At 73.0% G+C, this 22,653-nt stretch carries 19 protein-coding genes and 1 tRNA gene; 12 read left to right on the plus strand and 8 right to left on the minus strand.

Features of this window, described 5'->3' with window-relative positions; all coding sequences use genetic code 11:
• Position 1 precedes the first annotated feature (1 nt).
• Both WMF27_RS08790 and smc read right to left on the minus strand, forming a co-directional pair.
• Complete coding sequence (locus WMF27_RS08790; protein WP_437769365.1) at positions 2 to 583, minus strand: hypothetical protein; 582 nt, start codon at positions 581 to 583, stop codon at positions 2 to 4.
• On the minus strand, positions 580 to 4,185 hold the full coding sequence (gene smc / locus WMF27_RS08795) for a chromosome segregation protein SMC (protein ID WP_437769364.1): 3,606 nt from the start codon (positions 4,183 to 4,185) through the stop codon (positions 580 to 582). Before smc ends, WMF27_RS08790 begins: the two co-directional genes overlap by 4 nt.
• Positions 4,186 to 4,447: 262 nt before the next feature.
• Between smc and WMF27_RS08800 the strand changes: the two genes are divergently transcribed.
• The 3 genes from WMF27_RS08800 (at position 4,448) to WMF27_RS08810 (ending at position 7,047) form a co-directional block, all read left to right on the plus strand.
• On the plus strand, positions 4,448 to 4,792 hold the full coding sequence (locus WMF27_RS08800) for an FmdB family zinc ribbon protein (RefSeq protein ID WP_437769363.1): 345 nt from the start codon (positions 4,448 to 4,450) through the stop codon (positions 4,790 to 4,792).
• A 123-nt stretch (positions 4,793 to 4,915) separates the two neighbouring features.
• On the plus strand, positions 4,916 to 6,010 hold the full coding sequence (locus WMF27_RS08805; protein ID WP_437769362.1) for a bifunctional chorismate mutase/prephenate dehydratase: 1,095 nt from the start codon (positions 4,916 to 4,918) through the stop codon (positions 6,008 to 6,010).
• Positions 6,010 to 7,047 carry a hypothetical protein gene (locus WMF27_RS08810; protein WP_437769361.1) on the plus strand — a complete coding sequence of 346 codons (1,038 nt, stop codon included), beginning with the start codon at positions 6,010 to 6,012 and terminating at the stop codon, positions 7,045 to 7,047. The genes WMF27_RS08805 and WMF27_RS08810 overlap by 1 nt, the downstream gene beginning before the upstream one ends.
• 1 nt (position 7,048) lies before the next feature.
• On the opposite strand, the gene hrpB is transcribed toward WMF27_RS08810, so the two are convergent.
• The gene (gene hrpB, locus WMF27_RS08815; RefSeq protein WP_437769360.1) at positions 7,049 to 9,772 is read right to left on the minus strand and encodes an ATP-dependent helicase HrpB; all 2,724 of its coding nucleotides are present in this window, start codon (positions 9,770 to 9,772) and stop codon (positions 7,049 to 7,051) included.
• 89 nt (positions 9,773 to 9,861) lie between these two features.
• Between hrpB and WMF27_RS08820 the strand changes: the two genes are divergently transcribed.
• Positions 9,862 to 11,466 carry an amidase family protein gene (locus WMF27_RS08820; RefSeq protein ID WP_437769359.1) on the plus strand — a complete coding sequence of 535 codons (1,605 nt, stop codon included), beginning with the start codon at positions 9,862 to 9,864 and terminating at the stop codon, positions 11,464 to 11,466.
• A 149-nt stretch (positions 11,467 to 11,615) separates the two neighbouring features.
• On the opposite strand, the gene WMF27_RS08825 is transcribed toward WMF27_RS08820, so the two are convergent.
• The 3 genes from WMF27_RS08825 to rpsU all read right to left on the minus strand — a co-directional run bounded on the left by WMF27_RS08825 (position 11,616) and on the right by rpsU (position 13,438).
• Positions 11,616 to 11,690: transfer RNA gene (locus WMF27_RS08825), tRNA-Pro, on the minus strand.
• Positions 11,691 to 11,899: 209 nt separating this feature from the next.
• Positions 11,900 to 13,012 carry a glycosyltransferase gene (locus WMF27_RS08830; RefSeq protein ID WP_437769358.1) on the minus strand — a complete coding sequence of 371 codons (1,113 nt, stop codon included), beginning with the start codon at positions 13,010 to 13,012 and terminating at the stop codon, positions 11,900 to 11,902.
• A gap of 201 nt (positions 13,013 to 13,213) precedes the next feature.
• Positions 13,214 to 13,438, minus strand: coding sequence for a 30S ribosomal protein S21 (gene rpsU / locus WMF27_RS08835; protein ID WP_012234386.1), 225 nt, complete (start codon positions 13,436 to 13,438; stop codon positions 13,214 to 13,216).
• A 401-nt stretch (positions 13,439 to 13,839) separates the two neighbouring features.
• On the opposite strand from rpsU, the gene WMF27_RS08840 reads away from it, so the two are divergent.
• From WMF27_RS08840 to rpiA, 7 genes are all read left to right on the plus strand, one after another.
• On the plus strand, positions 13,840 to 14,409 hold the full coding sequence (locus WMF27_RS08840) for a Fur family transcriptional regulator (RefSeq protein ID WP_437769357.1): 570 nt from the start codon (positions 13,840 to 13,842) through the stop codon (positions 14,407 to 14,409).
• Positions 14,410 to 14,492: 83 nt separating this feature from the next.
• A complete protein-coding gene (locus tag WMF27_RS08845) occupies positions 14,493 to 14,921 on the plus strand; it encodes a rubrerythrin family protein (protein ID WP_437591927.1) in 429 nt (142 codons plus the stop codon).
• A gap of 169 nt (positions 14,922 to 15,090) precedes the next feature.
• Positions 15,091 to 16,449, plus strand: coding sequence for a hypothetical protein (locus tag WMF27_RS08850; RefSeq protein ID WP_437769356.1), 1,359 nt, complete (start codon positions 15,091 to 15,093; stop codon positions 16,447 to 16,449).
• Between the two features lie 34 nt (positions 16,450 to 16,483).
• Positions 16,484 to 17,059: a DUF3501 family protein gene (locus WMF27_RS08855; RefSeq protein WP_437769355.1), complete on the plus strand. Its 576-nt coding sequence runs from the start codon at positions 16,484 to 16,486 to the stop codon at positions 17,057 to 17,059.
• Positions 17,060 to 17,064: 5 nt separating this feature from the next.
• Entirely contained in the window at positions 17,065 to 17,508 is a 444-nt protein-coding gene (locus WMF27_RS08860; protein ID WP_437769354.1) for an acyl-CoA thioesterase, read from the plus strand.
• Positions 17,505 to 18,146, plus strand: coding sequence for a phospholipase D family protein (locus WMF27_RS08865; RefSeq protein ID WP_437769353.1), 642 nt, complete (start codon positions 17,505 to 17,507; stop codon positions 18,144 to 18,146). The genes WMF27_RS08860 and WMF27_RS08865 overlap by 4 nt, the downstream gene beginning before the upstream one ends.
• Positions 18,147 to 18,172: 26 nt before the next feature.
• The gene (gene rpiA, locus WMF27_RS08870; RefSeq protein WP_437769352.1) at positions 18,173 to 18,871 is read left to right on the plus strand and encodes a ribose-5-phosphate isomerase RpiA; all 699 of its coding nucleotides are present in this window, start codon (positions 18,173 to 18,175) and stop codon (positions 18,869 to 18,871) included.
• Positions 18,872 to 18,992: 121 nt separating this feature from the next.
• Here the strand turns inward: rpiA and argH are convergent, their stop codons facing one another.
• Positions 18,993 to 20,285, minus strand: coding sequence for an argininosuccinate lyase (gene argH / locus WMF27_RS08875; RefSeq protein WP_437769351.1), 1,293 nt, complete (start codon positions 20,283 to 20,285; stop codon positions 18,993 to 18,995).
• Positions 20,286 to 21,245 carry a hypothetical protein gene (locus WMF27_RS08880; RefSeq protein ID WP_437769350.1) on the minus strand — a complete coding sequence of 320 codons (960 nt, stop codon included), beginning with the start codon at positions 21,243 to 21,245 and terminating at the stop codon, positions 20,286 to 20,288.
• A 172-nt stretch (positions 21,246 to 21,417) separates the two neighbouring features.
• Between WMF27_RS08880 and fni the strand changes: the two genes are divergently transcribed.
• The gene (gene fni / locus WMF27_RS08885) at positions 21,418 to 22,524 is read left to right on the plus strand and encodes a type 2 isopentenyl-diphosphate Delta-isomerase (RefSeq protein ID WP_437769349.1); all 1,107 of its coding nucleotides are present in this window, start codon (positions 21,418 to 21,420) and stop codon (positions 22,522 to 22,524) included.
• Positions 22,525 to 22,653: the final 129 nt, after the last annotated feature.

A 22,653-nucleotide genomic window follows, 5' to 3' on the forward strand; every position in this document is an offset into this window, starting at 1 on the left:
GCTATCGAGGGCTGGACGTCGCGTCGTCGTCCGGATCGCCGTCGTCGGCGACCCTCGTCGCGCCGTCCGTGAGCGGTGGGTACAGGCTCTCGACGAACTTCCCGGAGAGCCGCCCCGCGAGGTGTGCATCCATCCGCGCCATCGCCTCGCGCAGCCGATCGATCTCGGCCGAGAGCGCTGCCTTGAGCGGCTGGCGCTGCGCCTGTTCCATCCAGGTGAGCTCCACAAGCGCCTCCTCGAGGTGCGCGCGCGCCGCACCAAGGTGCGCGTGCGCCGTGCTGCCCGCCTCGCCCGCGTTGGATTCTCGGACCAGGTACTCCGCGACGCGCACGCGCCCGCGGTAGCGGACCCGCGTTCGCTCGAGGAAATCCCGGTACCGCTTCACCGCCCCGCTGAGCGCCTGCACCGCCGCCGCGAGCGCGCTCGCCTCGCCCTGGAGCGCCTCGTGATCGGCGCCGGAGAGCGCGGTGTTGTGCTCGACGTGGGCCTCGAGCGTCGCCAGCACCTCGCGGGCCCAGCGGAGGTGCCGGAGCCCCGAGGCGCCGCGCGACAGGCGCTGCGCGGCCGCCCCGTCCGCGCTCACGCCACCGCCGCCGCCGGCGCCGCCTCGCGCTCCGGGCGCTTCGCCGTCTCGTTGATCCTCACGCTGACGAGCTTCGACACGCCGGGCTCCTGCATCGTCACGCCGTAGAGCACGTCGACCGACTGCATCGTGCGCTTGATGTGCGTGATGAGGATGAACTGCGAGTGGCTCGTCATGCTCCGGATCGCCTCGTTGTAGCGGGCCACGTTCGCCTCATCGAGCGGCGCGTCGACCTCGTCGAGGATGCAGAACGGCGACGGCTTGAACTGGAAGATCGCGAAGATGAGCGACACCGCGGTGAGCGCCTTCTCGCCGCCGCTCATGAGCTCGATGTTCCCGAGCTTCTTGCCCGGCGGCTGCGCGAGGATCTCGATCCCCGTCTCCAGCATGTCGTCGGGGTTCGTCAGCCTGAGCTCCGCCTGCCCTCCGCGGAACATCTTGGGGAACAGCGTCTTGAAGCGCGCGTTGATGCCGTCGTACGTCGTCTTGAAGAGCCGCTTCGACTCGCGGTTCATCTGGGCGATCGCCTTCTCGAGGTCGTCGAGCGCCTTCTCGAGATCGGCCTTCTGGCCCGAGTAGTACGTGTACCGCTCCTCGGCTTCGGCGTGCTCGCGCACGGCGTCGAGGTTGACGGGGCCCATGCGGTCGAGCAGCTCCGTCAGCTCCTGGATGCGCGCGCGGTGCGAGGCGTCGGCGGGCGGCCGCTTGTGGTAGTCGCCGACCACGCGGGCGAGCTCCAGCCCGCGGAAGCGCTCGCGCACCCCCTCGATGAGGTGGTCGTGCTCGACCCGCAGCCGCTCCAGCGCGAGCTCGTGCTTGCGGAGCCGCTCCGACACCTCGGCCAGCTCCTGGCGCAGCCCGCGCAGGTCGGCCTCGCGCACCCCGTGCGCCTGCCGCGCCTCGTCCAGCGAGCGCCGCGCCTCGGTCAGCGCGGCCTGCGCCGCGTGCGCCTCGGCGACGGCGCGGACCAGCGCCTCCCGCGCGATCATGATCGTCGCCGCGGCCTTCCCCGCGCCCACGGCGCTCTCCGTCCGCTCCTGGTCGAGCCGGGCGATCCGGCCCCGGAGCTCGTTGCACGACCGCGTGAGCCGCTCGACCGTGCCCCGCGCCGCCGCGGCGCGCTCGCGCACGCGCGCGAGCTTCACCTTGCGCTCGGTCACGACCGACTGCTGCCCGAGCACCCGCTCGCGCCACTCGGCCGCGACCTGCTCGGCGTGCTCGAGGCCGGCCGCCGACGCCTCGCGCGCCGCTCGCCCCGCCTCGAGCTTGTCGCGCGCCGCTTGCTGCTCGCTCCCGCCGGCGTCGAGGTTGTCGGCGAGGTCCTCGAGCTCGGAGCGCACCACGCCCTCGCGCTTCTGCGCCGCGGCGAGCTGCTCCTCCGCGCGGCGGAGATCCTTCTCGGCCGTCACGAGCGCGAGCTCTCCCTCGTGCGCCTCGCTCCGCGCCCGCTCCAGCGCCGTCCCCACCTCGGTGATGCGCAGGCGGAGCTTCTGCTGCGCGTCGAGCAGGGCCGTCACCTCCTCCGACTTGGTCGCGACGAACTCGTGCAGCGCGCGCATCTCCCGCTTCTGCTCGATCATGCCGGCCGCGACCGCGTCGCCCGAGCCGCCGCTCACCACGCCGTCCTCGCGGAGGACGGTGCCGTCGAGCGTCACGAGCGTGCACCCCGCGCCCTCCGCCGCGAGCCGCGCCGCGACCTCGGCGGAGGCGACGACCACCGCGTCCCCCACGAGCGCGCGCGCCAGCGCCTCGTCCTCGGGGGCGAAGACGAGCCGGTCCACGAGCGGCCCGAGCACGCCCTCCCCGCGCGGCGGCCGCCGCGCCGCGCCGGCCACGAACGAGGGCCGCGCCGCGATCACGCTCGCCCGCCCGCGGTTGTTCTTCGACAGATCCGCGAGCAGCGCGATCCCGTGCTCGACGTCGCTCACGACCGCGCACTGCAGCCGGTCCCCGAGCAGCCCCGCGAAGGCCGCGGTCAGCTCGGCCGGCGCCTCGATCCGGTCGGCCACGAGCCCGAGCAGCGCCGGGTCCTTGGTCTTGAGGAGGTTCTTCACCCCGGCGCCGACGCCCTCCAGCCGCGCGTGCAGCTCCTCGAGCGCGCGGAGCCGGTTGCGCCGCTGCCCGAGCTCGTTCTTGGCGTGCTCCACGGCGCGGTCGCTCGAGACCGCCTGCTCGCGCAGCGCCTTCATCTCGACGTCGAGCCGCGACCGCTCCTCCGCCGAGATCCGCTTCCCGTCCGCGAGCTCCGCCACGTTGCGCGTCAGCGACGAGCGCCGCCGCTCGAGCTCCTCCGACTCGTACATCAGCCGCCCGAGCTCGTCCTCGAGCTTCGCCCGCCGCTGGCTCATCTCCGCCATGCGCCGATCGAAGCCGGCGAGCGACGCCTCGGCGGCCGCGACCGCCGCGGTGGCCTCGGCGGCCCGCCGGCGCAGGGCGGCGACCTCGTGCTCCGCGGTCCGCTCTCCGTGGCGCAGCTCCTCGAGCCGCTCGTGCTGCTCGAGCGCGAGCTCGCTCTCCCGCGCCTCTTCCTCGTCGACGCCGGCGAGCTGCGCCTCGAGCTGCGCCTTCTCGGTGGTGAGCTCCTCGACCGTCTTCTCGAGCTCTCCCTGCTCCTTGGCCGCGGTGACGAGCCGCTCCTCGAGGTGCCGCAGGCGGTCGCGCGCCCGCGCGATCTCCGCCTCGTGGGTGCGCACCTGGTTGTCGGCCGCGAACGCCTCGTTCTGCGCGCGCTCGGCCCGCTCCTCGCAGGCGAGGGCCTCGAGCCGGGTGACCTCGATCTCGGCCTCGCGCGCCGAGAGCGCCGTGCGCGACGCCTGTTCGCGCTCCGCGTGCGCGGCCCTGCCGAGCGACTCGTGCTGCGTGAGCACCGTGATCTCGAGGAGCTTGTGCGACGCCTCGTGGAGCACGAGGTCCTCCAGCTCCTTGCGGTAGTTGACGTACCGCTCGGCCTTGGCCGCCTGGCGCTTCAGGGACGCGAGGTTCCGCTGGATCTCGGAGACGATGTCCCCCACGCGGAGCAGGTTCTGCCGCGTCTGGTCCATCTTCTGCTCGGCCTGCTTCTTCCTGGCCTTGTACTTCGTGATGCCGGCGGCCTCCTCGATGAGCATCCGCCGGTCCTCGGGGCGCGCCGAGACGATGAGCCCGATCTTTCCCTGCTCGACGATGGAGTAGGCCTTCGTGCCGACGCCGGTGCCGAGGAAGAGGTCGGTCACGTCCTTGAGCCGGACCTGGGTCTTGTTGATGAGGTACTCGCTCGTCCCGTCGCGGAAGAGCCGGCGCGTCACCGCGATCTCCGCGTAGTCGCGGTACTCCAGCGGCAGCTGCGACGCCGCCGTCGGCTCGCTGTTGTCGAAGGTGAGCGTCACCTCGGCCATCCCGTGCTGGGCGCGGGTCTCGGAGCCGTTGAAGATGACGTCCGACATCGACTTGCCGCGCAGGTGCTTCGCGCTCTGCTCCCCGATCGCCCACCGGATGGCGTCGACGATGTTCGACTTGCCGCAGCCGTTGGGACCGACGATGCCCACCACGTCCGTGTCGAAATGGACCACCGTCCGGTCGACGAACGATTTGAACCCGCTGATCTCGAGCTTACGAATGCGCATGACGTCCCCGGGACCGGCCGGGCGGGCTTAAACGTATCGTCACAGCACGCCACGTACCGTCACAACTGGCGTCTCGGGGTCTACGTGGGCTGGCGCCGCGCGGCAAGAGCGGAATCCTGGCTCCTCACGCGCACCGAGGACCAGGTCTTGCGCATCCCGCTGGTGCAGCGATGTCCGAAGCGCAAGGGGTGCTTTGGCAGCCGCCTTGACAGGTGGCTAACGTGGCCATACTCCTCCGGTTGTTCCGAGGAGTAGAAACGTCATGCCCACTTACGAGTACGCCTGCACATCTTGCGCGCATGAATGGGAGGCCGAGCAGTCCATCAAGGAGGCCGCGCTCACCGAGTGCCCGTCGTGCCTCAACGCGACAGCCCGGCGGCAGATCTCGCGCGGCACGGGCTTCATCCTCAAGGGCAGCGGCTGGTACTCCGACCTCTACGCCTCGGGGTCGAACAAGCCGCCCGCGAAGTCGGACGGCGGGTCGGGCAGCTCCTCAGGGTCGGAAGGGGCGAGCTCGGACTCCGGGTCGAGCAGCGCCTCGCCGGCGAGCGGCAGCACCAAGAGCGACTCCAGCGCGTCGCCCGCCTCCTCCTCCGCGGCGGCCTGACGCCAGCTCGGCGAGCAGCGACGGGGGTGTGGCCAGCGCGGCGCAGCGCGCAGTGGCGCCGTCGTGGTGCGCCGGCAGTGCGTCGTGCCCACCGGCGCCGGGCGCGGTGCTAGGGTGCCCTGGATGGATGAGAGAAAGCGACTTGAGGAGCTCCGCCGGCAGCTCACGGAGCTGGATCAAGAAATCCTTCGCAGCATCGAGCGGCGGGCTCGCATCGCGCACGAGCTTGCCAAGCTGAGGACGGGCACGGCCCGGTTCGCCCCCACGGCCGACGCCGCCCACATGCAGGCGCTCGAGCGCGCCGTGACGCCGCCGTTCCCGCAGCGCGCGGTGCGGCCGATCTTCGTCGCCATCGACGCGGCCTCGCGCGCGTTCGAGGTCGCGCCCCGGGTGGCGTACCTGGGGGCCGAGGGCGACTATGGCTGGACCGCGGCGCACGATCACTTCGGGCTCGGAGGCGAGTTCGTCCGCGCCGACAGCCCCCTCGCCGCCATCGAGGAGGTCGCGCGCTCGCGCGCTGACTTCGCGGTGGTCCCGTACGAGTCGCTCAAGGAAGGGCCGATCTTCCCGACGATCCAGGCGATCGGCGGCGCCGATCTCAAGGTGGTCGGCGAGCGCCAGCTGGTGCAGGCGCTCGACCTCGTGAACCGGACGGGCAACCTCGCCGACGTCGAGCGGGTGTACTCCTCGCCTCAGGACCACGTGGCCTGCGTGAACTACCTCGAGCTCCAGCACCCGCGCGCGCTGGTGCTCGATGTGCGGGGCCCGCAGGCCGCCTGGGATCTCGCGGCGGAGAACGAGGGCAGCGCCGCCATCGTCCCCCGCGGCTTCGCGGGCGGGCAGGAGCTCAGGGTCGCCCGCGAGAACGTCGGCGACGAGGGGGAGCTCCGGATCCGCTACGCGGTGCTGTCCCGGCTCCCGTCGCCGCGCTCGGGCCACGACGCCACGGCGGTCCTCTTCAGCGTCCACGATCGGCCCGGCGCGCTCCACGACATCCTCCAGCACTTCAAGGAGCGCAGCTGCAACCTCCGGCGGGTCCACTCCCGCCCCGTCCCCGGCGAGGGCTGGGACTACGTGTTCTACGTGGAGGTCAGCGGACACACGACCGATCGGGCGCTCGTCGCGGCGCTCGAGGGCGTGAAGCGAGAGACGAAGATGCTGAAGATCATCGGCTCCTTCCCGCTGGAGCGCCCCGACCCCCCGCACGAGCGAGCTTGATGACGAGCGCGATGGTGCGGACGCTGTTCCATTCCCGAGGCGCTGCCGCCCTGCGCCGCGCGGCGGGCGCGATCGCGATCGCGGCGCTCGCCCTCCAGGCGCTCGGCGGCTGCGGCGGCGCCGACGACAGCCTCGCGCTGGTCGGCGGAGAGAAGATCGACGCGACGGCGATCGATCGCGACCCGCTGGCGGTCCTTCCTAGCGGCGCGGTGATGCTCGGGTACCTCGACGCGGCGGCCATGTTCACGTCCGGCCTGGGAGGCGAGGTCAACCAGATCGTCACGAGCCTGCTCCCGCTGGGCCCCGAGTCGAACTTCGTCCCGTCGCGCGATATCGTGAAGGTCTACGGCGGTCTCTATGCCATGCAGGGCGCGGATTTCTGCGCCGTGATGCAGGGCAACTTCGACGTCGACGCGATCCGCCGCTCCGCCGACGCCAGGTCGATCACCGTGATCGGCGCGCCGCTCGTGAAGACGCGCTACGCGGACAACGATCTCTTCACGGCCGGCAACGTCGGCTTCGTCGTGCTCACGCCGCACACGATCCTCACCGGCAACGAGACCGGGATGCGGCGGGCCCTCGATCGGCTCCGCTCCGGCAAGCTGACGCGCTCCGTGCCTTCGTGGATGGTCGAGCTGCTCGGGACCAAGGGCGCGTCGTTCGCCGTGGCCGGCGATCTCTCGAGCCAGGCGGCGGTCGCGTCCGCGGCGGGGCAGTTCCCCTTCCTCGCGGGGCTCCAGTACGTGCGCGTCATCGGCAACTTCCAGCCGCCCGGGGTCAACTTCGCCGGCGCCCTCACGTACACGGACCCGCAGAGCGCGGCGAACGGCGCCGTCGCGCTCCGCAACCTCGAGCAGATCGCCAGGATCGCGACCCTGCTCTCCTCGTGGGGCTTCGGCTACGGCTCGGTCCCTCCGATGCAGGTCGCGCAGCGCGAGAGCGACGTCGCGTTCACGCTGCCCCTCGGCGAGGGGATCGTGCGCATGCTCCTCCGCACGGTCGCCGACACGGTGCGGAGCGTGGCGCTCGTGCGCTGACTCAAGCCTTGCGGAGCGGCGCGCGCGAGGGCGGCGCGGCGCGGGCGGGGTCGTCCGGCCACGCGTGCTTCGGGTAGCGGCGGCGGAGCTCCTTCGCGATGGCGGGATAGTGGCGCGCCCAGAACCCCGACAGATCGGTCGTGACCTGCACGGGGCGCTGGTTCGGCGCGCACAGGTGCAGCACGACAGGCACCCGGCCGCCGGCGACGCGCGGCCCCTCCGCCATGCCGAAGAAGTCCTGCAGCCGGGACGCGAGCGACGGCGCCGCGCCCGCCGTGTACTCGAGGCGCGCCCGCCGGCCGCCGGGCAGGACGATCGACTCGGGGGCGAGCTCGGCGAGCGCTCGCGCCTTCGCGGGGCCCAGCGAGGCCTGCACGGCGCTCGAGAGATCGGCGTCGCGGAGCTCGGCGAAGCTCCTGCGCCCGTCGCAGAGCGCCTCGAGCGTGGCGAGCACCGCGTCCTCGCCCACGTCCGGTAACGCTGCGTCGGGGCAGTGCGCGCGCACGAACGCGACCCGCAGGAGCCAGCCATCGAGGGCGTCGCCCTTCACGAACGCCCGCCACCCCTTCGCCCTCGCCTGCGCCGCGAGCTCCCGCGCCGCCGCTTCCGACAGCGGACCGGCCGCGCCCGCGGCCGGCCGCGCCTCGTCGAGCACGAGGGCGTCGTACGACAGCCGGCGAACGACCTCGACGCGCTCCGCGGCGGCGTTCCACGTCGCCTCCGTCGTGTCCCGGATCGCGTCCGTGAAGAGGTCGAGCAGCCAGTCGGCCTCGATCTCGCTCGCCGCCCGGACGACCGTGCGCGCCGAGCGCCCCTCGCTGCGCTCCTCGATGTCGACTGCGACCACGAGATCGACGTCGTCGATGACGCTCGCCTCGGAGAGCGCGGCCGTCCCGCCGGCGGCGAGCACGACCTCCCGTCCGGTCCGACCCGTCGCGCTGGTCGGCCGTCGGAGGCGCCCGACCCGGTCGGGGTATCCGGAGAGGATCGCGATGCGCTGGGCGACCTCGCGCGCCTCGACGGTCTCCGGCGGCGCGGCGCTGCGGTGATCGGCGAGCCGCGAGAGCTGCTTGCGCGTCCGCTCCACGGTGAGCGCGCGCGCCGGGTCCACGCCCAGCCACCGCAGGCGGTCCGCCGCGAACCGCGCGCGATCCGCCTCCTCGAAGGCCTGGAGCGCGGCGAGCAGGTCGGAGCTGTGCCGCGCGTCGCTCCTCCGACCATGGGGCGCCCGCCCGCCCGGCGGCGCGCCGAGGTCGCGCTCCGCGACGAGCGCCGCGAGGGTGCACCCGTCGCCGGCGACGCCGCGCCGCTCGGCCTCGACGATCATCCGCGCCTGGCGCGGGTGCGCCGGGAAGCGCAGCATCCGCCGTCCGGTCGGCGTCACGCGCCGCCCCTCGTCGAGCGCGCCGAGCCGCACGAGCAGCGCCTCGGCCGCGGCGAGCCCGGCGGCGGGCGGCGCCTCCAGCCACCCGAACGCCTCGAGATCCGTGACCCCGGCGGCGCAGAGCTCGAGCACCGTCTCCGCGAGGTCGAGCCGGCGGATCTCGGGCGCCTCGTGCTCCGGCCGCGAGGCGAGATCCCCGCGCGTGTAGAGCCGGAGGCAGCGGCCGGGCCGCGTCCGCCCGGCGCGCCCCGCGCGCTGCGCCGCGGAGGCGCGGGCGATGGGCGCGACGCGGAGCGTCGGCAACCCCGACCACGGCGCGTGCGCGGCCACGCGCGCGAGGCCGCTGTCGACGACCGCGACGACGCCGTCGATGGTCACGGAGGTCTCGGCCACGTTGGTCGAGAGGATGATCTTTCGCCGATCCGCGGGGCGCACCGCGCGGTCCTGCTCCGCCGCGGACAGCGAGCCGTGGAGCGGCAGGAGCAGCAGATCCTCGCTCTTCGCGATGGGTGCGCACGCGTCCATCGCCCGCCTGATCTCCGCGGAGCCGGGCAGGAACACCAGCACGTCACCGTCGAGCCCCTCCTCGATGAGCTGCCGCACCGACGACGCGACCAGGCTCTCGAGCGTCCTGTCGCCCCAGTGCGCCGGGGCGCGGCGGTCGCCCGCGGCGTGGGTCGACGCGCTCACCCGGGCGCTCGGCAGGTACTCGATCGCGACGTCGAACATCCGCCCCTCGGCGCGTAGGGTCGGCGCCACCGAGGCTCCCGCCGCTGTGGTGTCGTGGCCGCGTCCGGCCTCGGCCGCCGGAGCGGGCTGCGCCTCCGGCCCGCCGAGGAACGCCGCGATCGGCCCGGCGTCGAGCGTCGCGGACATCACCACGAGGCGGAGATCGGGCCGCGCGCCGCGCTGCAGGCGCCGGAGCAGCGCGAGCGCGACGTCGCCGGCGAGGTGCCGCTCGTGGAACTCGTCGAGCACCACGACGCTCACGCCGCGGAGCTCGCGATCGACGAGGAGCCGCCGCGTCAGCACGCCCTCGGTCACGAAGCGGACGCGCGTGGCCTGGCTGGACGCCTCCTCGAAGCGCATCGTGTAGCCCACGGTCTCGCCCACGCGCTCGCCGAGCTCTTCGGCCACGCGCCGCGCGGACAGGCGCGCCGCGAGCCGCCGCGGCTCGAGCACCAGGATCTCGCCGCGCTCCGCGAAGCCCGCGTCGAGCAGCGCGCGCGGCACGCGCGTCGTCTTGCCCGCCCCGGGCGGGGCCTCGAGCACCACGCTCGGGCGCGCGCGCAGGGCGGCGCAGAGATCGGGGAGGATCGGATCGATCGGCAGCGGCTGCATGGCTTCGGCGCTCTCCGCGCGATGGGCGCGCGGCAGCGGAGCCTAGCAATCCTTGGCGCGCGCGGACCTGTGATACTCGTCGAATCGCCGTGAGCGCATCGACCGATCCGACCCATCTTTCAGCGACCGCGCTCGCCGCGCTCCTTTCGGCGCGCGAGATCAGCTCCGAGGAGCTCACGCGGGCGCACCTGGCGCGCATCGACGCGCTCGAGCCGCGGCTCCGCGCCTTCACCCAGGTGCTCCGCGACGAGGCGCTCGCGGCCGCCCGCGGCCTCGACGAGGAGCGCCGTCGCGGGGACGTCCGCGGCCCGCTCCACGGGCTCCCGATCACCGTGAAGGAGTCGCTCGACATGGCCGGCATGGCCTCCACGCTCGGCGTCGCGTCCCGCAGGGGGCATCGGGCGACCAGCGACGCGACGGTGACCGCGCTGCTCCGGCGCGCGGGGGCCGTGATCCTCGGGCGCACGAACGTCTCGCAGCTGCTCCTGTACAACGAGGCGCGCAACCCGCTCTTCGGGCAGACGGCGAACCCGTGGAGCCTCGATCACAGCTCGGGCGGCTCGTCCGGCGGCGAGGCGGCCGCCATCGCGGCGGGGATGTCGCCGCTCGGGATCGGCACGGACATCGGCGGCAGCATCCGCGTCCCCGCGCACTGCTGCGGCATCGTCGGCCTCAAGCCCACGCTCGATCGCTGGACCAACCAGGGGAGCAACACGGCGCTCCTCGGACAGGAGGCGATCCGCGCGCAGATCGGACCGATGGCCAGGAGCGCCCGCGACCTCGCGCTCGTCATGTCCGAGCTCGATCCCGCGTCGATGGCGGAGCTCGACGTGCGCGTGCCGCCGCTCCCGATCGTCGAGCCGGCGAGCGTCGAGGTGGCGCGCCTGCGCGTCGGGTTCTACTGCGACGACGGGCTGGTGCCTCCCTCGACCGCCGTCGCCCGCGCCGTCGCGAAGGCGGCGTCGGCCCTGCGCGCGCGGGGCGCGACGGTCGTGCCGTTCACGCCGCCCGGGATCCCCGACGCGGTCTATGCGTATTTCGCGGCGCTCTCGGCGGACGGCGGCGCGACGGCGCTGTCGCTCCTCGACGCCGGCGAGGACGGCCGCGCGGGGACGGCCATCGACGTCTCGCTCCGCGCGCTCCGCACGATGGCCTCGCTCCCGCCGCTCGCGCGCCGCGCCGCCGCGCGCGTCGCTGGCCTCGCGGGCGAGCGGCGGCTCCAGCGTCTCCTCGAGGTCACCGGGCCGAAGTCGGTCTCGGAGTTCTGGCGCACCACGCACGCCCTGCGCGAGGCGCGCGCCGCGATCGCGTCGGCGATGCGCGCCGAAGCGCTCGACCTGCTGCTCTGCCCGCCCTACGCCACGCCGGCCCTGCCGCACGCCGCGTCGCGCGACTTCGTCCTCGCGGGCAGCGCCGCAATGCTGTGGAACCTCACGCAGTTCCCGGCCGGCGTCGTCCCCGTGACCCGCGTGCGGCCCGAGGAGGCGCGCCGCGAGCGGCCGCGCGACCGGCTGGAGAAGCGGGCCGCCGAGGTCGATGCGAAGAGCGCTGGCCTGCCCGTCGGGGTGCAGGTGGTCGGCTTCCCCTTCACCGAACACCTGGTGATGGCCGCCATGATCGCCATCGAGGACGAGCTCGCCGGCGAGGCCGATCGGCCCGTCACGCCTGTCTCACCGCCCTCGCTCGCCGGATGACGCGGCGAACGCCGGGAGCCGGCTGACCAGGACGACACCGGAGCTCGATGATGCCGCCGCGCGGTCGCTGTCCGGCGCGTCCACGGTCGAAAGAAGCTGAAGCTCTACAAAGCCGAAAGGTCCGCCGGAGAACCTCTCCGCCGGACCAGTCGGGGCGAGTGGATTCGAACCACCGACCCCTTGACCCCCAGTCAAGTGCGCTAACCAGGCTGCGCTACGCCCCGAGCCACTCCGCCGCTTCGTTTCGCTGCGGAGCGAGGGCGCACCGTAGTCGAAGCCTTGGGAATTGCAAGGGCATCGCATCGAGGATCGCAGACTCGCTCCCGACGGGGCGTTTGGCGCTGGATGCAGCCGGGCGCGGGGCGCGGATCCTCCGACGAAAACGCCGGGGCTCTCCGCGCGACGTCGCGGGCGCGCGATCCGAGCGGCGCGGTCAGATGCCGCGGAGCGCGGCCGCGAGGCTCTGCGCCGTGCTGTCCGCGACGAGGATCCCGCCGTCGCTCCTGGCCCATGCGACCACGTCGCCCGCGTCGCAGGCGATGACGGGCACGCCGAGCGCGCGCGCCTCTCGGATCACCGTGGGAGCGGCCTCGTGCGATGAAGGGTGCAGCAGGACGTCGGCGGCGCCGATCCATGCGAGCGCCTCCCTCCGCGGGAGCGTGCCCGTGAAGCGCACCGCCGCGCTGCCCTCGCTCGTCGCCGTGACGTCCGCGCTGCCCGCGCCGCGTGAGCCCCCTGCGTCGAGGCCGCCGCGGCTCGCGAGGCGCTCGAGCGCGCCGCGCTCTGGACCGTCTCCGACGACGACGAGGCGCAGCCCGGGTCCCGCGGAGCGCACCGCCTCGATCGCGAGCTCGACCCGCTTCGTCGGGATCAGCCGGCACGCGACGACGGCGAGGCGCTCGCCGGGGCCCTTCAAGATCTCGCGACGGAGCGCGGCAGCGCGCCGGGCCACCGGCGGCAGATCGAACACGGGGGGCTCGACGCGCGAGGCGAGGTCCAGCGCGCGAGCCTGCTCCGGATCGAGCGAGCCTGCGAGCGCGTCGCGCAGCGCGCGCGCCGCGAAGACGAAGCGCGCGTCGCGCCGGAGGAGCGCGCTCACCACCGCGGCGCGCGCCGCGCGCGGCGCGCGGAGCAGGAGCCGGACGTCGGCGCCGTGCGCGTGCACCTCGAGCGGCGCGCGCGGAAGCGCGCGCAGGAGCGGCCACGCGCACGGGATGATCCAGTGCGCCACCGCGCGATCGACCGGCCCGATCTCACGGAGCCGCTCGAGCACGCCGGCCGCGAACGGCGCCGCGGAGAGCAGCCGGAGCGGCGACTCGCGCGCGCGCGCCACGGCGCCGGGCCACGCGAACAGCGCGCCCCCGCCTGCCCGATGGACGACGAGCCGGCCGTCCCGCGAAGGTGGCTCGAGGATCGAGCCCCCGGCGGCGATCACGTGGACCTCGGCGCCGCTGCGCGCGAGCGCCTCCGCCGACGACCGCACGAAATGGCCGGAGGGATCCTCGTCGCTGACCGGATAGGACGTCGTGAGCACCACGGCGCGCATCGGGACCTCACCAGGCTGGACGCGGTGCGGGCGCCGCCTCCGCGCCGCTCAGGCGCGCAGCCGCGGCTGCATCACGCTGCCGGGGCAACCGCTGGACGAACAAAATGACAAGACGCAGAGCACGCCCCGGACGCTCGAATCAAGCGTCCGTGTGCGTCTTCTGCGTCTTGGCCGGCTGCTCTCGTGCGAGGGGCGGTCGCTCTAGGCGACCATGTCCATCTTCGACCGCTTCCGGCGGCGACGAGCGGCCTCCGAGGCCTTCTTCCGTCGCTTCACGGACGGCTTCATGTAGTGCCGGCGGCGCTTCAGCTCGCGGAGGATCCCCTCGGCGGCCATCTTCCTCTTGAGATGTTTGATGGCGCGCTCGATACCCTTGTCGCCCACGGCGACCTCGAGCGGTTTGCACTGAATGGCGTCGGTCGGCATGTCTCGAAGCGTCCTCTGCTGGGAAAAAACTGGCCCAGTTGGCGGGCAGAATGCAAGCCGGCGGGGGGCCGGCATCGCGGGGCGCGCACTATGGCAGAGGCCTTCTAGCCTCGCAAGACCTCCCGGCGGCCGCGGAGCATGACGTCGCATGCGCGCCGTCCGGGTCGATTCGCCAGGCTCGTCTGGTTCGCCCAGCTCGTCCAGCTCGTCTAGCTCGCTAAAATTCGCCAAAATCCGTACCAGAGCGCGGATTTCTCCGGCTGTCCGTCGGCAATTATTAGGACTTGCACCTGAGAATGTTTCTAAGTACACATCTCGCCGTGGCCACCTCGCGGACAGCTGTGGCAAAGGGGGCCGCGCCCCGCGGTGTCCGGGGTCGCGCGGGCGGCTTCGAGCGCAGCGTGGTCGAGGACGATACGCGGATCGCCTCCATGCTGGCGTGCGTGCGGGCGTCGGGGCTCAAGCTGACGCCGCAGCGCCTGGCGATCGTGCGCGAGCTCGCGGCGGACCCGACGCATCCGACGGCGCAGGAGCTGTTCGAGCGGCTCCTGCCGGCGCTGCCGACCATGAGCTTCGCCACCGTCTACAACACGCTCGACGCGCTGGCGTCCGCGGGGCTGTGCGTCGCGCTGTCGCTGTCGCCGGGCGCCTCGCGCTTCGATCCGAACATGGGGGCGCATCATCACGCGGTCTGCGATCGCTGCGGCCTCGTCCGCGATGTGCCGTGCGAGCCGGTGGGCCCATCCGCCGAGCGCCCGGACGAGATCGTCCCCGCGCCTCTCGCTGCCGCGCCCGGCTTCGAGGTCCGCGCCGTCGAGCGGATCTACCGGGGGCTCTGCGCTGCCTGCGCGAAGGGCGCCCGGGGTGGCGAAGGCGCGCGGGGCAAGACGCGAGACGCCGGGCGAAGCGCGGCGAGCAGTCGGCTCCGCCCTCCAGGGGCTCGAGGCGCGCGGCGCCCTGGACGTGTCTAGCGGATCCGCCGCGCCGCCGAGCCGACCTACGCGGGTACCAGGGACTCACCATCCCAGCCGTTCAACCGAAGGAGAGCGAACCCATGACAACCAAGCAGCTGACGGGCACGAAGACGCACCAGAACCTGAAGGACGCGTTCGCCGGGGAGTCGCAGGCCAACCGCCGCTACCTGTACTTCGCAAAGGTCGCCGACGTCGAAGGCCGCCCCGATGTCGCCGGTCTCTTCAAGGACACGGCGGACGGCGAGACCGGCCACGCGCACGGCCACCTCGACTACCTCAAGCAGGCGGGCGATCCGGCGACCGGCTTGCCGATCGGCAGCACGGAGAAGAACCTGAAGGCCGCCGTCGCCGGCGAGACCCACGAGTACGAGACGATGTACCCGGGCTTCGCGAAGGAGGCCCGCGACGAGGGCTTCGACGACATCGCGGAGTGGTTCGAGACGCTCGCGAAGGCCGAGAAGTCTCACGCCGGGCGCTTCACGAAGGCGCTGCAGTCGCTCGATTTCTGAGATCGACCGACGCGAGTGCGCGAGCGCTCCGGGGCGCGCCGGACCGACGGCGACTCGACCCGGGGCGCGCGCGCCATCGCGGCCCCGACGGCCGTCCGGCGCCGGGCCGCGCGGCGAGCCGCCCCTTCGCGCCGTATCCCACGTTGACGATGTTGAGAGGAGCCGACCAGTGAGCGTCATCCGGCGTGCACCAGACCGTCCACCGGCGACATCGCCGAACGACGAGCGATACCTCGAGCCCCGCGATCTCGAGGCCGAGCTGCGGCGGACGTTCCAGATCTGTCACGAGTGCCGCATGTGCGTCGGGTATTGCGGCTCGTTCCCCGAGCTCTTCGCGCGCGTCGACAGGGACATCGAGGCCGGCGTCGCCGAAGGCGCCGAGGCCCTCACCTACGATGACTTCAAGGCCGTCGGCGACGAGTGCTGGCAGTGCAAGCTCTGCTACATCAAGTGCCCGTACACGGCCGACGAGCACGCGTACGAGCTCCTGGATTTCCCGCGCGTGCTCGCGCGAGAGCGCGCGGTGCGCGCCCAGCGGGAGGGCATCCCGCTGGTGGACAGGATCCTCGGCGAGCCGCAGCTGATCGGCGAGCTGGGCTCCGGCGCCGTCGCGCCGCTCGCGAACCTCGTGCAGGCGAGCCGCCTGCTGCGCAAGGTGCAGGAGAAGGTGACCGGGATCTCGTCGGAGTTCCCGCTCCCGGAGATGGCGCGCAAGCCGTTCTCGTCCTGGTTCGCGGAGCACGGCGCCGCGGCCGGCGCCGGCAAGCAAGGCGACGTGGTGCTCTTCGCGACCTGCTACGGCGAATACAACACGCCCGCGGTCCCCGAGGCGGCGGTCCGCGTCCTCGAGCACAACGGCTACGCGGTGCACGTCCCTGGCTGCTCCTCGGCGGACGATCCGCGAGACACCCCTGCGGGGGCGCTGACGTGCTGCGGGATGCCGAACCTCGACGGCGGCGATCTCGCGGCCTTCACCGCGAAGGTGAAGCACAACGTCGCGCTCCTGCTCCCGCACGTGCGCCGGGGGAGGAAGATCGTCGTGATCGGCCCGACGTGCGGCTACACGATGAAGAAGGAGTGGCCGGAGTACCTGCAGACGGCGGAGGCGCGCGAGGTCGCGGCCGCGACGGTCGACATGATGGAGTTCCTCGTCCAGCTCGGCCGCGAGAAGAAGCTCAACCGCGAGTTCAAGAAGGGGCTCGGCACGATCGCGTACCACGCCGCGTGCCACCTGCGCGCGCAGAAGATCGGCTTCCCGGGCGCCAGGGTGCTCGGCGTCGTCCCCGACACGGAGGTGCGCGTCATCGAGCAGTGCTCGGCGGTCGACGGCACGTGGGGGATGAAGGCGGCCCACTACGAGACCGGGCGCAAGTACGCGTCGAAGCTCGTGCGCGGCGTCGGCGGCGCGGACGTCATCGTCAGCGACTGCACCCTCGCGGGTCTCAGGATGGTCAAGGAGAACGGCGCGAAGGTGCTGCACCCGGTCGAGGCGCTCGCCCACGCGTACGGGCTCGGCCCGACGCCGTGAGTCTCGGTCCGACGTCGTCAAGGAGAGGAGCGTCATGCGTCCCATCGATCGCAACGAGGTGCTCGGGATCGGCGAATACGAGGCGATCCGCGAGCGATTCCGCGGCCGCATCATCGAGGAGAAGCGGCCCCGCCGCGTGCGGATCGGAGACCACCTGACCGCGGTGTTCGAGAACCGCGACTCGGTGCTCTTCCAGATCCAGGAGATGCTCCGCACCGAGCGCATCACGAGCGAGAGCGGCATCCTCCACGAGATCGAGACGTACAACGATCTCATCCCGGGCGCAGGGCAGCTCAGCCTGACGCTCTTCGTCGAGATCCCCGATCGAGCGCTGCGCGACCGGATGCTCATCGATCTGGTGGGCCTCGAGGACACCGTGTCGATCGAGGTCGACGGCGTCGCCACGCGGGCGCTCGGCAAGCGCGAAGGGGCGATGGAGGGCCGCACGACGGCCGTGCACTACCTCAAGGCGGATCTCCCGGCCGAGGCGCAGGCCGCGATCAAGGCGAGGAAGGCGACGGTATCGCTCGTCGTCGGGCACCCGCGCTACGCGGTGAAGGCGCCGCTCGGGAGAGCGACCCTGGAGAAGCTCGCCGAGGACCTGTCCTAGCCGCGATGGTCTCCCTCGATCGCCCGATCAAGTTCGAAGACGTCGACGCCGCGAACATCGTCTTCTTCGCGCGCTTCCTCAACTACGCGCACGAGGCGATGGAGCGGTTCTTCGCGCCGCTCGACGGAGGCTACGCCGGGCTCATCCTCGAGCGGCGGATCGGGCTGCCGGCGGTGCGGGTCGAGGCCGACTACGCGGCGCCGGTGCGTTACGGCCAGGCGCTCCGGATCGAGACGTCGATCGTCCGCATCGGCCGGCGGAGCGCCACGCTCCGGTACCGTATGCACCGCGCCCACGACGGCGTGCTGTCGGCGGAGCTACGGCACACGGTGGTGACCACCGACCTCGTACAGCTGGTGTCGGTCCCGATGCCGGAGGACGTCCGGGCCCTGCTCAGCGCTCACCTCGAGCTCGAGCAGGCGCCCTCCGGCGCCGGTCAACGGGCGTGAGCGCTCGGCCGGCGCGACCGCGGGCGCGCGCGAGGACCGAGCCCGAGGCGAAGGCGCGATCGCTGCTGAAGCGGCGCGTCGAGCTGACGCTCCTCCGCGACAGGGCGCACTACGACACGCTCGTAATGGGCGCCGTCGCGAACGCGCGCGTCTCTGTGTGGATCGCGACGGCGAACGTGAAGGAGCTGCGCGTGGAGGCGCCCATCGGATCGAGGGCGCGGGCGCGCGGCCGGTACATGTCGTTCCTCGACCTGCTCGACGCGCTCGCCGCCCGGGGGGTCGAGCTGCGCCTGCTGCACGCCGGCGTCCCGTCGCGCGCCTTCCGCGCCGAGCTCCGCCGGCGGCCCCGGCCGCCGATCGAGATGCGGCGCTGCCCGCGGGTCCACCTGAAGATGATCGCCGTCGACGGCGCGCTCCTCTACCTCGGCTCCGCGAACCTCACCGGCGCCGGGCTCGGGGCGAAGGGCGAGGGGCGGCGGAACTTCGAGGCGGGCGTGCTCACCGACGACGACCTCCTGCTCGACGAGATGCAGGCGACGTTCGAGGCGATCTGGACCGGCGCCGAGTGCAAGGGCTGCAGGCTCCGGCCGCTCTGCCCGGGGCCGCTCGACCAGCTCGACAAAATCCCGTTGCGCTGACGGTCCCGATGGCCGATGAGCAGCGCATGAGCACCGCGGGACCGGACCCCTCCGACCTCGATCGAATCGCCAACGCCGCGCTCGCGCGCGTGGACAGCGGGATGCTGCTCGGGCTCGGCACCGGGCGGGCGTCCGAGGCCTTCATCCGCCGCCTCGGGGAGCGCGTCCGCCGAGGGCTCCAGATCAAGGGCGTCGCCACGTCGGAGCGCTCGGAGGCGCTCGCCCGCCGCGAGAACATCCCGATGGTGTCGCTCGAGGAGATCGAGCGCCTCCACGTCGCCGTCGACGGCGCCGACGAGGTGTCGCCCGACCTTGGCCTCATCAAGGGCCTCGGCGGCGCGCTCCTCCGCGAGCGCGTGGTCGCCTACGAGGCCGCGCAGTTCATCATCCTCGTCACGCCCGAGAAGCTCGTCGAGAAGCTCGGCTCGCGCGCGCCCATCCCCGTCGAGGTGGTGCCCTTCGCGAGCACGACGGCCACGCGGCACCTGACCGCCCTCGGGGGCAAGCCGGCGATCCGCAAGAACCCGGACGGGTACCCCTTCCAGACCGACAACCACAACTGGATCCTCGACACCGCGTTCGGCCCGATGGACGCGCCCGCAGTGGTCGACGCGCGCATCCGCAAGATCCCCGGCGTCGTCGACACGGGGCTGTTCCTCGACATGGCGACCCTCGTGCTGGTGGCGGACCCGGGCGCCGTCCGCGAGCTGACGCGACAGCGCTAGCTCCGCGTGTCACGAATCCCGCCGGGGATCGCCGACACGCGAAGCCAGGGAACACGGCCTTCGGGCGGGCGGCGCCAGCGCGGCGCGCGCCCGCCCATGGCAGGACCTCTGACAGGCGGAGCTAGCGCGCGTGGCGATCGAGCCTGCGGGCCAGGTCGTCCAGCGCGAGGTTGCCCGGAGCCCCGAGCGACACGCGCGCGCGGAGGCTCGCCGCGGCGTCGCCGGCCGGCAGCTCCGCGATCTCGGCCGCGACCTTGCGGTAGGCCTCGCGGAAGGGGACGCCCTCCACGGCGAGCTCGACGGCGCGATCCGTGGCGAAGCACTCCGGCGTGATCGTGCGGGCCATGCGCTCCCGGTCGAACGCGAGCCCCTCGACGAGCCGCGGCAAGAGGCGCGACGTCGCGAGCGCCTCGTCGAGCCCGCGCATCGTGGGGCCCTTCGTGAGCTGGAGATCGCGGTGGTAGCCCGACGGGAGCGCCACGATGGACTGCACCTCGGCGAGCGCCCCCTGGACGACGGAGCACGCCGCGCGCATGAGCTCGACGACGTCGGGGTTGCGCTTCTGAGGCATGATCGACGAGCCGGTCGTGAACGCCTCCGGGAGGCGGATGAACGCGAGCTCGCTCATCGCGAACAGGCTGAGATCCCACGCGAGCCGGCGGCTCACCGCCATCACCTGCCACGCGGCGGCGAGGATCTGCGCCTCGATGATGCCGCGCGACGTCTGGGACGCGAGCGGGTTCAGCGCCACGCCGGCGAACCCGAGCTCGCGCGCGACGCCGACGCGATCGAGCGGGAGGTTCACGCCGAAGCCGGCGGCGCCCCCGAGCGGGCAGCGATCGACGAGCGCCCGCGTCGCGCGCACCACGTCGATCGCGTCGGTGAGCCCCTCGACGAACGAGGCGGCCCAGTAGCCGACGGACGACGGCACCGCCCGCTGCAGGTGCGTGTAGCCTGGCATCGGCGTCTCCGCCTCACGCCTGGCGAGATCGAGCAGCGCGCGGGCGCCGGCCGTCGCGTTCTCGGCGAGCTCGTCCAGCGCGTCGCGCTCGTACAGGCGCGTGGCGACGAGCACCTGATCGTTGCGGCTCCGGCCGGTGTGCACCTTCTTGCCCGCGTCGCCGATGCGGGCGACCAGCGCGGCCTCGATCGCGCTGTGGCCGTCCTCGTCGTCCTCGGTGAGCCGCAGCTCGCCGGCCTCGTTCTGCGCCGCGAGCACCTCGAGCTCGCGGACGAGCGCGTCCCGCTCCGCCTCGCTGAGCACGCCGATCCGCGCGAGCCCGCGGACGTGCGCGATCGTGGCCCGCAGGTCGTACGCGAGCAGGCGCTGATCGAGCTGCCAGTCGTCGCGCGAGGTGTAACGCAGCATTTGGGCGTCGGTCGCGCCCCCTTTGTCCCAGAGTCGTACGCTCATTCAGCTCCCCAGGCTCTCGTCCACGAGAGCACGGATCTCGGCAAGCTTCTTGGCCTTGCCCTCGTCCAGCGATCGCGGCTTCGCCGCGCCGGCCGCGAGCTCTCGCTCGAGCTCGCGCAGCTCATCGTCCGCCGTCCGCGCCGGCCGGCGCTTGCCGAGGCCGAGCGCGCGGGCCAGCCAGCTCCTCGACTCGCCGATCGCGAAGTCGTCCGCGGCGATCCGGTCCGGCGCGGCGCGTAGCATCCGGACGAGCCCGGCGTTGGAGCTGGCCCAGACGGCGGACTCGTCGAAGTGGGCGCGCGGCGTCACGTCGAGGTGCCGCGCGGCGGTCCGATCGGGCACGTCGTGCAGCCGGCAGTAGACGGCGAGCGCGAGCGCGAGCTCGTCGACCGGCATCTTCGTCGCCGAGTGCACCTGCACGCCGCCGCAGCCCTTCGCGTACAGGTAGGAGCCGTTCGTCGCGAGGACGCCGAAGCCGAGCAGCACGGCGGCGAGATCCACCGCGGGCTCGCGGTCCGACGGCGCGAGCGCGTCGAAGGCGTCGGCCTCGCTCAGGAACATGTACGCCACGGCGCGCACGAACGCCGTCGTGAGCACCGTGGGGTTGCGGAGCTCGCCCGCGGAGAGCGCGACCCGGTACCCGCCGTCGCCGCGCGGGGCGACGCGCTCCAGCTTCGACTCCAGCGCCATCCCGCCGCATGCGCCGCTCGAGCAGCTCACCGTGCTGGCCTGCCCCTCGGGGGTGACCACCGCGAGCTCCACCGGGACATCCTGGAGCCCGGCGTGCTCCTGGACCCGCAGCATCAGGGCGGCCACCGTCTTCGGCGAGCCGTCGAACGCGTCCGGGAAGAACTCGGCCGTCGGCTGCACCAGCCCGCGCACCGGCTCCGCGCCGTGCTGGAGGAGCGTCGCGGTCGTACGAAGGATCCAGCGGATCTGCGGTTCGTCCGGGAGGTCCATACAGCTACTGTATGCCACCGCTGCGCGGCGGTCGCGCGGTAGTTCCCGGGTAGCGGCAGCGGAAGGCGGACCGGGCGGCAGCGCCTGGCTCGGGGACGCGAATTTTGGCGTTTTTTTGTCCATGCCACTTCCCTTTCGACGGCGGTCGGCGACCGCGTAAAGTTGTGCCCCCATGACGGAAGAGGCGAAGGGCATCTCCGAGAGGAAAGCGGATCACATCGAGCTCTGCGCGACCGGCGATGTCGGGTTCCGCGCCAAGACCACGCTGCTGGAGCAGGTCGAGCTGATCCACGACGCGTTGCCGGAGCTCTCCCTCGACGCGATCGACACCTCGGTGCTGCTGCTCGGGAAGCGGCTCCGCGTCCCGCTCCTGATCGCGGCGATGACCGGCGGGACGGAGCGCGCGCATGCGATCAACCGGGAGCTCTCGCAGATCGCCGAGGAGCGCGGGTACGGCTTCGGGCTCGGGAGCCAGCGGGCGATGCTGAACGGCGACGCCTCCGCCTCCTACGAGGTCCGCGCGCATGCTCCGACCACCCTCCTCCTCGGGAACATCGGCGCCGTGCAGGCGCGATCGCTGTCGACGGAGGCGGTCGCCGAGCTCGTGGCCCAGGTCGGCGCCGACGCGCTCTGCGTCCACATGAACCCCGCGATGGAGCTGGTCCAGCCGGGCGGCGACCGGGACTTCGCCGGCGCGCTGGATGCGGTGGGCCGGCTCGCGAGCGGCCTCAGCGTGCCGGTCGTCGCGAAGGAGACCGGCTGCGGGATCGGCCCGGGGACGGCGTACCGCCTGGCCCGGGCGGGCGTCCGCGACCTGGACGTCTCCGGCTCTGGAGGCACCTCCTGGGTCGCCGTCGAGGCGGCCCGCGCCGAGGGGGCGGCCCGCTCTCTCGGTGAGGCGCTGCGCGAGTGGGGGGTACCCACGGCCGCCTCGGTGCTCATCGCCCGCGCTATCCGTCCTCGTTTCAAGACGATCATCGCGACCGGGGGCATCACGAGCGGCCTTGACGTCGCTCGAGCGCTCGCGCTCGGCGCGCATGCGGCCGGGATCGCGCGTCCGGTCCTCCAGGCGTTCGTCTCGGGGGGGCGGGACGCAGCGGTGCGGTACCTCGAGAGCGTCGAGGCCGAGCTCCGGGCGGTCATGCTGCTCGTCGGCGCGCGCGACGTCGCGTCACTCCAGAAGGCGCCCGTGCTGCTCGGACGGGAGCTGCGCAGGTGGACCCGGTTGCTGAAGCAGATGAAGCAGATGAAGCAGATGAAGCAGGCGGAGAGGGCGTAGTCGTGGCGGTGGCGGTAACGGGGGTAGGGGGGACGAGACGGCGGGGTCCGGTCCCCGGGGTAGGGCCGGCGGGGCCGAACCGACGTTGTCGGCGGGGACGGCAAGGCGCCCAGCGGTCGCTGTCCTTGG

The sequence above is a fragment of the Sorangium sp. So ce281 genome (genome assembly GCF_051527395.1).
Taxonomy (GTDB): domain Bacteria; phylum Myxococcota_A; class Polyangia; order Polyangiales; family Polyangiaceae; genus Sorangium; species Sorangium cellulosum_B.

Excerpts from the sequence above, each read along its gene's own strand:
- WMF27_RS08860 (WP_437769354.1), top strand. The coding sequence starts at position 17,065 with ATGGTCTCCCTCGATCGCCCGATCAAGTTCGAAGACGTCGACGCCGCG.
- rpiA (WP_437769352.1), top strand. The coding sequence starts at position 18,173 with ATGAGCACCGCGGGACCGGACCCCTCCGACCTCGATCGAATCGCCAAC.
- WMF27_RS08805 (WP_437769362.1), top strand. The coding sequence starts at position 4,916 with ATGGATGAGAGAAAGCGACTTGAGGAGCTCCGCCGGCAGCTCACGGAG.
- WMF27_RS08845 (WP_437591927.1), top strand. The coding sequence starts at position 14,493 with ATGACAACCAAGCAGCTGACGGGCACGAAGACGCACCAGAACCTGAAG.
- WMF27_RS08800 (WP_437769363.1), top strand. The coding sequence starts at position 4,448 with ATGCCCACTTACGAGTACGCCTGCACATCTTGCGCGCATGAATGGGAG.
- fni (WP_437769349.1), top strand. The coding sequence starts at position 21,418 with ATGACGGAAGAGGCGAAGGGCATCTCCGAGAGGAAAGCGGATCACATC.
- hrpB (WP_437769360.1), bottom strand. The coding sequence starts at position 9,772 with ATGCAGCCGCTGCCGATCGATCCGATCCTCCCCGATCTCTGCGCCGCC.
- argH (WP_437769351.1), bottom strand. The coding sequence starts at position 20,285 with ATGAGCGTACGACTCTGGGACAAAGGGGGCGCGACCGACGCCCAAATG.
- WMF27_RS08830 (WP_437769358.1), bottom strand. The coding sequence starts at position 13,012 with ATGCGCGCCGTGGTGCTCACGACGTCCTATCCGGTCAGCGACGAGGAT.
- rpsU (WP_012234386.1), bottom strand. The coding sequence starts at position 13,438 with ATGCCGACCGACGCCATTCAGTGCAAACCGCTCGAGGTCGCCGTGGGC.
- WMF27_RS08855 (WP_437769355.1), top strand. The coding sequence starts at position 16,484 with ATGCGTCCCATCGATCGCAACGAGGTGCTCGGGATCGGCGAATACGAG.
- WMF27_RS08880 (WP_437769350.1), bottom strand. The coding sequence starts at position 21,245 with ATGGACCTCCCGGACGAACCGCAGATCCGCTGGATCCTTCGTACGACC.
- smc (WP_437769364.1), bottom strand. The coding sequence starts at position 4,185 with ATGCGCATTCGTAAGCTCGAGATCAGCGGGTTCAAATCGTTCGTCGAC.
- WMF27_RS08810 (WP_437769361.1), top strand. The coding sequence starts at position 6,010 with ATGACGAGCGCGATGGTGCGGACGCTGTTCCATTCCCGAGGCGCTGCC.